The sequence below is a fragment of the Paenibacillus sp. URB8-2 genome (assembly GCF_013393385.1).
GTDB lineage: Bacteria > Bacillota > Bacilli > Paenibacillales > Paenibacillaceae > Paenibacillus_AQ.
Genome location: NZ_AP023239.1, coordinates 3,802,464 through 3,814,793 on the forward strand (window position 1 = coordinate 3,802,464; position 12,330 = coordinate 3,814,793).

The 12,330-nt window shown below is 54.6% G+C and carries 11 protein-coding genes and 1 pseudogene; all 12 read right to left on the reverse strand.

The annotated features are described in order from the left end of the window. Positions 1-147: 147 nt before the first annotated feature. The 12 genes and pseudogenes from spoIVB to PUR_RS17650 all read right to left on the reverse strand — a co-directional run bounded on the left by spoIVB (position 148) and on the right by PUR_RS17650 (position 12,327). Positions 148-1,278: a SpoIVB peptidase gene (gene spoIVB / locus PUR_RS17595; protein WP_232101550.1), complete on the reverse strand. Its 1,131-nt coding sequence runs from the start codon at positions 1,276-1,278 to the stop codon at positions 148-150. A 105-nt stretch (positions 1,279-1,383) separates the two neighbouring features. After that, on the reverse strand, positions 1,384-3,120 hold the full coding sequence (recN, locus tag PUR_RS17600; RefSeq protein ID WP_179036369.1) for a DNA repair protein RecN: 1,737 nt from the start codon (positions 3,118-3,120) through the stop codon (positions 1,384-1,386). Positions 3,121-3,606: 486 nt separating this feature from the next. After that, entirely contained in the window at positions 3,607-4,053 is a 447-nt protein-coding gene (ahrC, locus tag PUR_RS17605; protein ID WP_179036370.1) for a transcriptional regulator AhrC/ArgR, read from the reverse strand. A 29-nt stretch (positions 4,054-4,082) separates the two neighbouring features. Beyond that, entirely contained in the window at positions 4,083-4,556 is a 474-nt protein-coding gene (locus tag PUR_RS17610) for a hypothetical protein (RefSeq protein WP_179036371.1), read from the reverse strand. A gap of 67 nt (positions 4,557-4,623) precedes the next feature. Further along, a complete protein-coding gene (locus tag PUR_RS17615; RefSeq protein ID WP_179036372.1) occupies positions 4,624-5,559 on the reverse strand; it encodes a TlyA family RNA methyltransferase in 936 nt (311 codons plus the stop codon). A gap of 37 nt (positions 5,560-5,596) precedes the next feature. Next, a complete protein-coding gene (gene dxs, locus PUR_RS17620) occupies positions 5,597-7,504 on the reverse strand; it encodes a 1-deoxy-D-xylulose-5-phosphate synthase (protein WP_179036373.1) in 1,908 nt (635 codons plus the stop codon). A 91-nt stretch (positions 7,505-7,595) separates the two neighbouring features. Beyond that, positions 7,596-8,561: a polyprenyl synthetase family protein gene (locus PUR_RS17625; protein WP_179036374.1), complete on the reverse strand. Its 966-nt coding sequence runs from the start codon at positions 8,559-8,561 to the stop codon at positions 7,596-7,598. Next, entirely contained in the window at positions 8,548-8,808 is a 261-nt protein-coding gene (gene xseB, locus PUR_RS17630; RefSeq protein WP_179036375.1) for an exodeoxyribonuclease VII small subunit, read from the reverse strand. The genes PUR_RS17625 and xseB overlap by 14 nt, the downstream gene beginning before the upstream one ends. Continuing rightward, positions 8,777-10,163: pseudogene (xseA, locus tag PUR_RS17635) on the reverse strand (exodeoxyribonuclease VII large subunit). Before xseA ends, xseB begins: the two are co-directional and overlap by 32 nt. A 10-nt stretch (positions 10,164-10,173) precedes the next feature. After that, the gene (folD, locus tag PUR_RS17640) at positions 10,174-11,031 is read right to left on the reverse strand and encodes a bifunctional methylenetetrahydrofolate dehydrogenase/methenyltetrahydrofolate cyclohydrolase FolD (protein ID WP_179036376.1); all 858 of its coding nucleotides are present in this window, start codon (positions 11,029-11,031) and stop codon (positions 10,174-10,176) included. A gap of 105 nt (positions 11,032-11,136) precedes the next feature. Beyond that, positions 11,137-11,589, reverse strand: coding sequence for a transcription antitermination factor NusB (gene nusB / locus PUR_RS17645; protein ID WP_179036377.1), 453 nt, complete (start codon positions 11,587-11,589; stop codon positions 11,137-11,139). 507 nt (positions 11,590-12,096) lie between these two features. Further along, a complete protein-coding gene (locus tag PUR_RS17650; protein WP_179036378.1) occupies positions 12,097-12,327 on the reverse strand; it encodes a DUF2273 domain-containing protein in 231 nt (76 codons plus the stop codon). Positions 12,328-12,330 lie beyond the last annotated feature (3 nt).

The following is a 12,330-nucleotide window of genomic DNA, read 5'->3' on the forward strand; positions in this document are numbered from 1 at the left end:
CACTCTTTAAAGTTTTCGACATGTGGAACGAATTTCCTTCTGTCGAAAATTATTTTTCTTTATTTTTTTTCGGGCATGATTTATAATTAAATATTTTATTACACTATTCGATTTTGTTCATGAACGTTCGACAAAAAAATCTTAAGGCTAAACCGCCTTAAGATTAGAGTGAAACCTATACTGTTGTACAACACCGGAATCTTTAAGCATCCATTCGATGAAACAGCCGTAACCGGATCTGGGATCATTGACGAAAACATGTGTTACCGCTCCGACCAGCTTGCCGTTCTGAACAATGGGACTGCCGCTCATTCCCTGAACAATGCCCCCGGTCTTATCAATCAGCCTCGGATCGGTAATCCTCAACACCATTCCCTTTGTAGCCGGCTCCTGCTGGCGGGCCACATGGATGATCTCAACATTGAACCGTTCAACTCTCTGACCTTCAAGTACGGTAAGAATTTGAGCTGGGCCTTCCTTTACCTCACTGCTCATGGCTACCGGAATCGGTTCGCGATACAGGCTGTGATCCGGATTTCGCCCCATTTTGCCGAAAATGCCGAAGTCTGTGTTGCTTTCAACATTTCCGAGCACCTGGCTCTCTTTCAGAAAGTGAGCCCGCTTCTCGCCCGGATCGCCGTCTTGACTTTTGGATATGGAAGTTACGCTTGATTCCACAATATGTCCGCTGCCGACAACAATCGGAGTTCCGGTATTCATATCGGTAATGACATGTCCGAGCGCTCCATAAACGCCCTGATTCGGTGCGTAGAAGGTCAATGTTCCTACCCCTGCGGCAGAATCCCTGATGTAAAGCCCTAGCCGCCATACTTTGTCGTTCCGGTCGTAAGCCGGTTTAAGCTTGGCCGTCCGTTCCTTGCCCTCGCGTATATACCGGATGGTGAGTTCACCGCCGGAATCCCCTGCCCGCTTCACAAGATCCGCCACCTTGGTTACCTCATCCAGCTTGATCCCGTCAATCGATACCATAAGATCCCCGGGCAGCAGTCCGCTGGTTTCGCCCGGCGACAATTTGGTCTGCTGAGACACCTCAACAAAATGATGTCCCACAACCAATACTCCTGCCGACTTGACCTTGACGCCAATCGTCTGCCCACCTGGATACACTTTGATTGCCCGCACAGCTCCCGTCTCAGCTCCTGCTTGGCTCCGTTCAGCAGGCGATACATAGCCGGAAACCGGTACGCTAAACCCTGACACACTAAGAAAGAAAGCAAATAAAAGACCTGGCATTAACTTCCTGAGGTTAGGCTTCAATGGCTGTCACGCTCCCTTTTGCTTCTTTCGCTTGACGAAAAAAGTGGTCGCCAATTGCGTACCTATAAGATAACCTTGCCCCCAGGCTTTTATTACTGTCAATACTTAACCGCTTGGCGTTCCTGCGGCCTTGCTGGCGTCCGCCAAATTGAGCATTTCCTGCGCGTGATGCAGCGTCTTTTCTGTAATTTCCACACCGCCCAGCATTCTTGCCAGTTCCTTCACCCTGCCTTCTTCGGACAGCGGCTCCACCTCGGTCATCGTTCGGCCGTCCTGTACTTTTTTGCGGATGAGGTACTGATGGTCCGCCATGCAGGCCACCTGCGGCAGGTGAGTAATGGAGAAAACCTGGCACATCGAAGACAACCGGTACAGCTTATCTGCGATGGATTGGGCTGCCCGTCCGCTCACTCCCGTATCCACTTCGTCGAAGATCAGCACGGGAATGTCTTCATGCCTTGCAAAAATGCTCTTCATCGCCAGCATGATGCGCGAAAGCTCACCGCCCGAAGCAATTTTGCTCAAGGGGCGCAGCGGCTCTCCGGGGTTAGGAGAAATCATGAATTCTGCGCTGTCGATACCCTGGCGGGTCAGGCGGATGCGCCGGCCGTCGACCTCAATTCCTTTCGGATCTTCAAGTGTATCCAGCTTGACCTCAAGGGAGGTCCGTTCCATTTGCAGGTCCTTCAGTTCGCCTTCCACCTGTGACGCCAAATCCGCCGCGCACTTGCGCCGCGCTTCGCTAAGCTTCTTCGCTGAGGTCATCAGTTCTTCAAGCAGGGCATTTCGTTTAACAGTCAGCTTTTCCAAATGCTCGTCCTTGTTCTCAAGCAGATCGGTTTCCCGTGAAATTTGTTCGTAATACTCCAGAATTTGCTCCACGCTGTCGCCGTATTTGCGCCGCAGACCGGAGATGAGATCGAGACGGTTCTCCACTTCCTCCAGCCTCGCCGGGTTGAACTCAATATCCTCACGGTAATCGCGCAACTGAAATGAGGCATCCTCCAGCTGATAAAAAGACGACTGAAGCTGCTCCAGTACGGGCCGCAGACTTTTCTCATCATAACGAAAAACGTCCTCAAGCGTAGAGATGGCATTGCTGATTGCTTCAAGTCCCTGGCGACCATTCAGCACCTCATAAGCGCCGGAAACGGAATCCATCATTTTCTCGCTGTGGGATAGTTTGACCCTTTCTTCGGAAAGTAATTCATCTTCTCCACATTTTAACGCAGCGGAAGAGATCTCCTCCAGCTGGAACCGGTACAAATCAAGCATTTGATAGCTTCTTTGACTTGAATCCTGCAGCTCGCGCAGCTCTTTCTCCACCTGGGCAAACTTTGAATATTTCTCCTGATAGTCCGCCTTCAGCGGTCCGATCACGGATTCACCGTACGTATCCAATAGTCCCAAATGACGCTCCGGCCTCAGCAGATTCTGATGCTCATGCTGGCCGTGAATATTGACAAGCTGCTCGCCGATTTCACGCAGCATCGTCAGATTCACCATTTGGCCGTTAACACGGGACGTGCTTTTCCCCTGGGTATTAAGCTCTCTACGGATAATCAGATGCTCCTCTTTCTGCGCCCTGATTCCGAGCTTCTCCAGCGTGTCCCAAACCGAATGCCCGCTTCGCAAGCTGAACAGGGCCTCCATTTCCGCCTTCTCGCAGCCGTAGCGAATGGAATCGGCCGAGCCCCGGCCGCCGGCGATCAGTCCGAGCGCATCGATAATGATCGACTTGCCCGCTCCCGTCTCGCCCGTCAACACATGAAAGCCCGGATAAAAATATACATCTACCGATTCGACAACCGCCAGGTTGCGAATAGATAATGTTTCCAGCACAAATATTGCACCTCCGACGCATGAATACCATGCCTTATAAACTCCATCATCCCTACGCTCCGCACGCCGGGTATGACACGCCAATTCTTGGGTTAAACCGATTAGTAAATCCAATATACAACAGCAGATACATCAAATCGTCTTATTAATGAGTATGGCTTGTTCAAAATTTGAGTAGACGCAGAAATTAGATGCTTGTCGATCAGCATGGCCAATTCCCGCTGTTACCTCAAAGTATGACCGAACATAGGTTCGTAGTCAAGAGGTTTCAAATAAAAAAGTTAATGACAGGAGAAAGAAAAGGAAATTAAAGCGTTGATATGAAGACAGTCGTATAGGGGGCTCTGGTAAGAGTTCTTGGATAGGATGTGCATAGGGTGCTTCAAAATGTCGGACAGTTCAGAGGGCTAATAATGCCCTCCCTTGTCCACATTCGAATTCTCCCTTGCCATAAATAAAGAAAGAAGGCTTATTCTCGGAATACGGTTAAATGTAACCCATGATTTGCGAAACCACCTTATTGCTGTCATCCGTCTCCCGGCAGATAATCAAAATGGTGTCGTCACCGGATATCGTCCCCATAATCTCGGGCCATTCGATGCTGTCGATCAGCGCGGCGACGGAATTGGCCGTTCCCGGCAGACATTTCATGACAACCAGATTGCCCGAATAATCGATATGCACGAAATTGTCCACAAGTACCCGCCTCAGCTTCTGCGTCGGATTGTAACGCTGATCGGTCGGCAGTGAATATTTATATCTCCCGTCATCCATCGGAACCTTGATCAGCAGCAGTTCCTTGATATCTCTGGAAACGGTCGCCTGGGTAACCTGAAAACCCGCATTCCGAAGCGCTTCGACCAGCTCGTCCTGCGTCTCAATATCCCGGTGGGTAATAATTTCACGAATTTTAATATGTCTTTGACCTTTCATTAATGGCCTCCCGTATGTTTAAAAAGGTACTAGTCGTTCTCTCCATCATCCCTGCCGAATGTGATCAAGTTAACCGTGGCGGCCGCAGGATTTACGTAAAGCAGCCCGCCCACCTCCGGATAAATCAGGAGATAAGGCAGCAGCATGTCCCGCATCCCGCTTCCGGTCCATTCTAGTGGACGGCGCGGACGAGCCAGCATCACGAGATACTGTGTGCCGTCCTCGGTCGCCGCAACGTAATCAACAAACAGCCGGCTGTAGAGCGGAGCGCCGTCAACGTTGAAGGACAGCGGAATTTTCAGCTTGCCGCCGACGACTTCATAGCCTGCATCCTCCAGCAGATTCAGCGCAGGATGGGAAATGATCTCTTTGTTTAGCGGAATGTGATCCTGCAAAAAGGAACGCGGCGAGCTCTGCAGCCATACATAAATGCGGTAAATGACCCACACTGCCAGTCCAACACCGATCAGCGCCATAACCGCCTTGTCCGGGCTACCCGTCATCCGAATCACCTCGGTGATTTATTCGCTTAGACCGAGCAAAATTCCTCTTAAATAGCCAAAAAGAAACTCATCGACGCGATGAGTTTCCATGAGTTGAAGCCTGACCGCCGAACGTGCTCGAGGCTTCCGCGACAACGGTCGCTGCGAGCGCGGCAAAATCGCCGTAAAGCTCGTGCAAAGTCTCCGGCCTGGAGGCCTCCCCCTCGTCCTTGGCTTCGCCGCTTGGTTGTGTCTCTTCCGATTCCAGACGCCAATGGGCCAGAAATTCGATGTTGCCCTCTCCGCCCGTGATGGGGGAGAAGGTCAAGCCTTCCAGAATGAAACCGAGTTCCCGGGCCATTGTCAGCACATTGACCAGCACTTCCCGGTGAACCGCCGGATCGCGCACGACGCCCGATTTGCCGACCTTCTCCCGTCCGGCCTCGAACTGGGGCTTGATCAGCGCGACAACGTCGGCCGGCTTTCCCAGCAGCGCCTTAAGCGGAGGAAGGATAATCTTCAATGAGATGAATGAAACGTCGATGCTGGCAAAATCGGGAACGGAGCCTTTGAGATCGGGGGGCGTCATATACCGGAAGTTCGTCCGTTCCATAACGCATACCCTCTTATCTTCCCGCAGCGACCAGTCCAACTGGTTATAGCCTACATCGATGGCATATACATAGGTTGCCCCGTTCTGAAGAGCGCAATCGGTGAAGCCTCCGGTGGAAGCGCCGATGTCCAGCATCGTCCGGCCGCCGACGTCGATGCCAAACCGGCGCAGCGCCTTTTCAAGCTTGAGTCCGCCCCGGCTGACATACGGATGCACAGCGCCTTTAACCTTAAGGACTGCACTGCGCGGCACTTTCATCCCGGCTTTCTCGATACGTTCTTCATCCGCAAGCACGAGGCCTGCCATAATGGCCGCCTTGGCCTTTTCGCGGCTTTCATAAAAGCCCTGCTCGACGAGCAGTACGTCGATTCTTTCCTTCGGGCTCCGTTCTTTTTCTTTACCGTGTTCCATAGTCATCTCCAACTTCTATTCTCGAGTCCCCTTAAACTTACGAAGACGTTGTCGTCTTGCCGAAAGGATAAGAGCTTGCCGCCTTCATCGATCTGATTCGGCCGCACAGCGCTTCGACGGTAAGTCCCGTCAGTTGACGCTGCTCCTTGATCGATCCGTGTTCGACAAAAATATCCGGCACGCCCATCAGCTCAACAGTGACATGATGCAGGCCTTGCTCAGCGTAATGCTCCAGCACAGCGCTGCCCAGGCTGCCCGCCTGGCTCGCCTCTTCCAGCACAACCATCTTCGTGCCGGCCAGAGCGAGACCCTGCAGCATGGAGCCGTCCATCGGCTTCAGGAAGCGGGCGTTGACTACGCCCGCCTGAATGCCTTCGCGCTTAAGCAGATCCGCCGCCTCTTCCGCCAGCTGCACCATTGGGCCGCAAGCGATAATGGCGAAATCGTCGCCGGGCCGCAGCCGTTCCCAAGACCCGATGGGCAGGCAGCGAAGTTCCGTATCGAGCGCTGTTCCGGTGCCGTTAATGCGGGGATAACGGTATGCGATCGGACCGTCATTGTATTCCAGCGCCGTCTTCATCATATGGCGCAGTTCATTCTCATCCTTAGGCATCATCAGCACGATGTTCGGTATATGCCGCATAAAAGCGATATCGTACACGCCTTGATGCGTCTCCCCGTCGGCACCGACGAATCCGGCCCGGTCGATGGCGAACATCACGTTGGCGTTATGCCGGCAGATGTCGTGGACAATCTGATCATAGGCGCGCTGCATAAAGGTGGAATAAACGGCAAACACCGGCTTCATTCCTTCCATTGCCAGCGCGGCGCAGAGTGTCGCCGCGTGCTGCTCTGCAATGCCTACATCGATCATCCGTCCCGGAAATTCCTTCGAGAACGGGAACAGACCCGAGCCTCCAGGCATAGCAGGAGTGACGGCGACAAGCCGTTCATCCTGTCGTCCAAGCTCGATCAGCGTCTCGCCGAACACTTCCGTATACATCGGATTGCCTACTGCTTTCAGCACCTGGCCGGATTCGATCTTGTACGGTGTAATGCCGTGCCATTTATAGGAATCGGCTTCCGCCGGTTTATAGCCTTTACCTTTTGTGGTGAGCACGTGAACCAGCACGGGCCCCGCCACATTATCTGCCTGATGGAACGTATCGACCATGGTTGCAAGATCATGACCGTCCACAGGTCCGAGATACGTAAAGCCAAGTTCCTCGAACAGAACGCCGGGAACCATCATATATTTCAGTCTGTCTTTCATCCGTTCCGCGGTCTTAGCTAGACGGCCGCCGATCGCCGGAATCTTCTTGAGGAGCCCTTCCACTTCATCCTTGGCGCGCAAATAATGGCGGTCCGAGCGAATTTGGCTTAAGTAATTATGCATGGCGCCAACATTGGGAGCGATGGACATTTCATTGTCGTTAAGGATGACCATTAGCTTGCGGCGCTCATGTCCGATATGGTTCAGCGCCTCGAACGCCATGCCGCCGGTAAGAGCCCCGTCGCCGATCACCGCGACAACCTTGTTGTCCTCTCCCTTGAAATCGCGGGCCATCGCCATGCCCATCGCGGCAGAGAGGGAAGTGCTGCTGTGCCCGGCTTCCCACACGTCATGCTCGCTCTCGGAGCGTTTGACAAAGCCGCAGAGCCCATTTTGCTTGCGCAGCGAATCAAACCGATCCTTGCGGCCGGTCAATATTTTGTGGACATAAGCCTGATGTCCGACATCGAAGATAAATTTGTCCCGGGGACTGTCGTAGCAGTAATGCAGGGCCAGCGTGAGCTCCACTACTCCCAGATTGGAGGCGAGATGTCCGCCGGTCGCAGACAGCTTCTCAATCAAAAACCGACGTATCTCGTCCGCCAGGGTATTTAATTGTTCGATCGATAGCGACTTCAGTTGCTTAGGATCATTTAGTTGTGGAAGCAGCACGTAATTTCCCCGCTTTCCTGATGTTGTAAAGTATAACCCTCATTATAACACAAATGAAACGGCTGTCGAAATGCAGCCGTTTCCGCAAATTTCAGTGATCTCTGGACATTAAATAATCAGCGATTTCGATGAGCCGCGCCCCACCTTCAAATCCGCCTTCCCGCACAGCGGACTTGGCTTCTTCCGTCAACCGTTCCACTTCCCGGCGGGAGGCCTCCAGCCCGATAAAATAAGGATACGTCACCTTCTGCTGCCGGACATCGCTGCCCGTCTTCTTGCCGAGCTTGCTTTCGTCTCCGACGAGGTCGAGTATATCGTCCTGCACCTGGAAAGCAAGCCCGATGCTGATACCGAACCGGCGCAGGGCCTCAAGCTGCTTCTCCGAAGCTCCGCCTATACGCCCTCCGGCTAACAGTGAGAATACGATCAGATCGCCTGTCTTATGCAGATGAATATAACGCAGGCTCTCCAAGTCGGTCAGGCCCTGCTCGCCTTCCATATCGGCAGCCTGACCGCCGACCATGCCGCGCGGTCCGGCCATTTCCGCCAAGTCCTCCACGATGGACAGGACATTCTCTGCGGACACCCCGTGCCGGCGGGCCGACTGTACAACGCTGTAAAAGGCATGCGTCAGCAGCGCGTCTCCCGCCAGGATGGCTGCCGCTTCTCCGTACACTTTATGGTTCGTCAGTCGCCCCCGCCGGTAATCGTCGTCGTCCATGGCGGGCAGATCGTCATGAATCAGCGAATATGTATGCACCATTTCGATTGCCGCAGCCACAGGCAGCGCCTCTTCCCGGCGCCCGCCAAGCGCTTCGCACGCTGCGATAACGAGCAGGGGACGAAGGCGCTTGCCTCCGGCGAGCAGAGAATAGCTCATCGCTTCCGCCAGCTTGGAGGGAACCTCCCAATGCTTCGGGAAGAGCATCGTCAGCTCGCCCGCAACAAAGTCGCCCACTCCGGCGATATATTCTTTTAAGAGCTGGCGGTTTGCGGGTTCAAGGCCTTGGCTCTCTCCGGGTTCCTGTCCGGAGAGTCCGTTATTATAAGGAATCATCGCCGTCCCCTTCCAGCGCGGAGCCAAACGGCTTCTTGCGAAGCTCTCCGTCTTCTTCCACGATCATTTCGATCTTGCGCTCCACCTGCTCCAGCTTGGCGCCGCAAAGCTGGGAGAGCTTCATACCCTGCTGAAACAAATCAATCGCCTTCTCCAGCGGAACGTCGCCGTGCTCCAGTTCACGCACGATTAGTTCCAGCCGGTCCATCGCTTCCTCAAATCCCAGTTCCGCTTCTTCCTTCGCCATGATCCTTCGCATCCTCCTTCATTCCCCATACCTGGCAGTCCAGCTGGCCGTCCGCCAGCTTCACAACAACCAGATCGCCGAGCTGAACTTCACTCAGCGATTTGACCAAATGCCGTTCCTTCTCGTCGTAGACCAAGCTGTAGCCCCGCGCCATGACCTTCAGCGGGCTGAGCGCGTCAAGAGCCTTGAGCTCCGCCGCAAAGCGGGAGCGCTTGTCCTGCAGGCGCGCTTTCATGGCAGCGACGAGCTCGCGCCTGGCGCCGTCGCTCCGGCGCCGCGCGGCGATTACGCCTTCGCGCGGGCTGTAACGCTCCAGGCGGTGATGCAGCACCGCCTGCCGCTCGCGGGCCCTCGCCTGCCGCGCTTCGGCGGCGCGGCTCAGCCGCTGGCGCAGCATGTCCAGCCGCTGCGCGTGCTGGAGCAGGTACCGGCGCGGGCTGACCAGCACCGGCGAGCGCTGCAGCGCCGAGAGCCGCTCGCGCCCGCGCTGTGCGCGCCGCTGCAGCCCCCTGGCGCAGCAGGCGCTGCTGCTGGCGGAGCTGCGCGGCCAGCTCCGCGGCATGCGGCACGGCCAGCTCCGCCGCGGCCGTGGGCGTCGCGGCCCGAAGGTCGGCAGCGAAATCGGCGATCGTAAAATCGGTCTCATGGCCGACGGCCGAAATGACCGGAATATCCGACGCCGCAATGGCTCTCGCAACGGCTTCTTCGTTGAACGCCCAAAGCTCCTCCAGCGAGCCGCCGCCGCGGCCCACGATGAGCACGTCGGCTTCGCCCATCGCGTTCAGCTCGTGTATCGCCTTCACGATGGACGGCGCCGCTCCCTTGCCCTGCACAAGCACGGGATAGACCACGATGGCCACCTGCGGAAAGCGTCTGCGCAGTGTGATCAGAATATCCCGGACCGCTGCGCCCGTCGGCGACGTGACGACGCCGATGCAGCGCGGATAGCGGGGCAGCGGCCGCTTCAGCTCGGCAGCGAACAGCCCTTCCTGCTCCAGCTTCTTCTTCAGTTGCTCATAGGCCAGGTACAGGCTGCCGATGCCGTCGGGCTGCATATGCGTGGCATAGAACTGGTACTGCCCGTCCCTCTCATATACCGTCACATTGCCTCTGGCGATGACCCGGGAGCCCTCCTTAGGCACAAATGGCAGCCGCTGGTTATGAGAAGCGAACATAATAGCTTTGATACGGCTGCTCTCATCCTTCAGCGTAAAATACATATGCCCGCTGCCATGATGCGTAAAATTGGAAATCTCTCCCCGAATCCACACATCGGAAAGCACATGATCCGAGTCCAGCTTCATGCGGATATAACGGTTGAGATCTTTAATGGAATATACCTTCCGCTCCGCCATGATGCTTGTCCTATTCCAGTCCGCGGCGGCGCTTCGCCGCGGTCAGCGTGTTCACCATCAGCATCGTGATGGTCATTGGCCCTACGCCGCCGGGAACCGGCGTAATGTAACCGGCAACTTCCTTGGCGCTGTCGTAGTCAACGTCTCCTGCCAGTTTGCCGTTGTCCAGGCGGTTCATGCCCACGTCGATGACAACCGCTCCTGGCTTCACAAAGGAAGCATCGATAAAGTAGGCGCGGCCGATCGCCACGACCAGCACATCGGCCATCCGGCACAGCTCGGCCATGTTCGCCGTGCGGGAATGACACATAGTAACCGTCGCATTCTCCCGCTGCAGCAGCAGGGATACCGGCTTGCCGACAATATTGCTGCGGCCGATTACTACGGCATGCTTGCCGGAAAGGTCGATGCCGGTGCGCTTGATCAGTTCAATTACTCCGGCGGGAGTACAAGGAAGCAGACTGTCATCGCCGATTACAAGATTGCCGACGTTGACCGGATGAAACCCGTCGACATCCTTCTCTACGGAGATGGCGTCGATCACCGCTTTTTCGTTAATATGCTTCGGCAGCGGAAGCTGCACCAGAATGCCGTCAATCTCGTCCGCCTTATTCAGTTCGTCAACGAGCGAGAGGAGTTCTTCCTGGGAAGTCGAAGCGGGCAGCCGGTGCACTACCGAATGGAAGCCAAGGCTGATACAGGTTTTTTCCTTGCTGTTCACATATACCTGCGAACCCGGGTCCTCCCCTACAAGTACCACAGCGAGACCTGGCTTGACACCACGCTCCGCAAGCGTCTCGACCTTCCGGGCAATATCCACACGTATTTCTTCGGAAACCAGTTTACCGCTGATGATTGCTGCTGTCATGACACTTATCTCCCCTTTAGTGAACTTTGATAGTTGTAAGGTGTCTTTTCGCGAAAAAGGGCGCACCAGGCGCATCGTTTTGCCTTTTTTTAAATCAGCTTCGTTCTACGAACGGTTGGACTTCAGCTCTTCCAAATCCTGAATCATTTTTCCCAGCACGCCGTTGACAAATTTGCCGGAATCCTCGGTGCCGAAATGCTTGGCAAGCTCAATCGCCTCATTGACGGCAACCTTGGCAGGAACATCATTCAGATAGATCATTTCATAGGCCGCGAGCCGCAAAATTTGACGATCAACGCGGGACAGCCGGCTCATTTGCCACCCCTTCAAGTAATGCTCCAGCATATCGTCGATTGCAGGCTTGGCTTCCCAAATGCCGTTTACATGGCTAAGCACATAATCTTTTAGCAGCACCTCGTCGGAAATGACCCGTTCCGTCTCATTTTCCTCGGACGCTTCTTCCAGCAGCATTTCCACCGCCTCGCCGCTCTCGACCTCGTTCATCTCCATCTGATACAGGCTTTGCACTATTATTTCTCTTGCTACGCGTCTTTTCATTTGTTCCTCCTTTAAATTGATCCAGGTTCCACCTGAACGCTGAACCCCAACAAATCCTAAGTTAGCCGGCCGCCCCGATTGGATGAATGCAGGTAATCGCCGAATTTCCCGCTCCCATGCGAATAGATGGAGACTTACCGGTTAATCTGACCGTTACCCTCTTCAGAGCTTTAGCTGAAATCCCGCATCAAGGAGCTTGGGGCACTCTCGAAAACGGTTCGCTGCCTGTCGCTGACTTCCGGTTTGGCTTGTATATAGGATGTACACTTTTCGTTCTGTTCATCGTCCTTGCTTTAGCGTCTGCTTGGACTCCGCATTCCATGCCCCCTGTTCAGGGGCTGTCCGAAACATCCGTACAATATGATTCTAAACGCGGGTACAGACCGCAAATCATGATTTTTCACAGGAGACGATTGCCATCCAGCGCAAAAAAAACCGCACTGCCCTTCATTCGAGCAAAAAAACGCAGATGACCAGTTCGCTCCGAAAGAAAGGCTTTAGCGCGGTTCACTTGAAGGGACGCCAGCGGGCCGACAGCTGCTCCAACAGCTCCCGCCAAGGGAACAATGGAGCCTGCGCGTCTTTTCTTCCGCCAAGCGTATATCCGATGAACACAACCAGTGCAAAGAACAGCATATCCCAGAAACCGCTGATTAAATAAATGATGCCGAGAATACATCCAAAGGCTACTCCGGCGATTCTACCACCGTGACTTTCCCAAATATCTCTCCAGGGCATAAG

Coding starts and splice junctions, on each gene's coding strand:
- nusB (WP_179036377.1), bottom strand. CDS start 11,589: ATGAAAAGACGCGTAGCAAGAGAAATAATAGTGCAAAGCCTGTATCAG.
- PUR_RS17625 (WP_179036374.1), bottom strand. CDS start 8,561: ATGATTCCTTATAATAACGGACTCTCCGGACAGGAACCCGGAGAGAGC.
- xseB (WP_179036375.1), bottom strand. CDS start 8,808: ATGGCGAAGGAAGAAGCGGAACTGGGATTTGAGGAAGCGATGGACCGG.
- PUR_RS17650 (WP_179036378.1), bottom strand. CDS start 12,327: ATGCCCTGGAGAGATATTTGGGAAAGTCACGGTGGTAGAATCGCCGGA.
- folD (WP_179036376.1), bottom strand. CDS start 11,031: ATGACAGCAGCAATCATCAGCGGTAAACTGGTTTCCGAAGAAATACGT.
- PUR_RS17615 (WP_179036372.1), bottom strand. CDS start 5,559: ATGGAACACGGTAAAGAAAAAGAACGGAGCCCGAAGGAAAGAATCGAC.
- PUR_RS17610 (WP_179036371.1), bottom strand. CDS start 4,556: ATGACGGGTAGCCCGGACAAGGCGGTTATGGCGCTGATCGGTGTTGGA.
- ahrC (WP_179036370.1), bottom strand. CDS start 4,053: ATGAAAGGTCAAAGACATATTAAAATTCGTGAAATTATTACCCACCGG.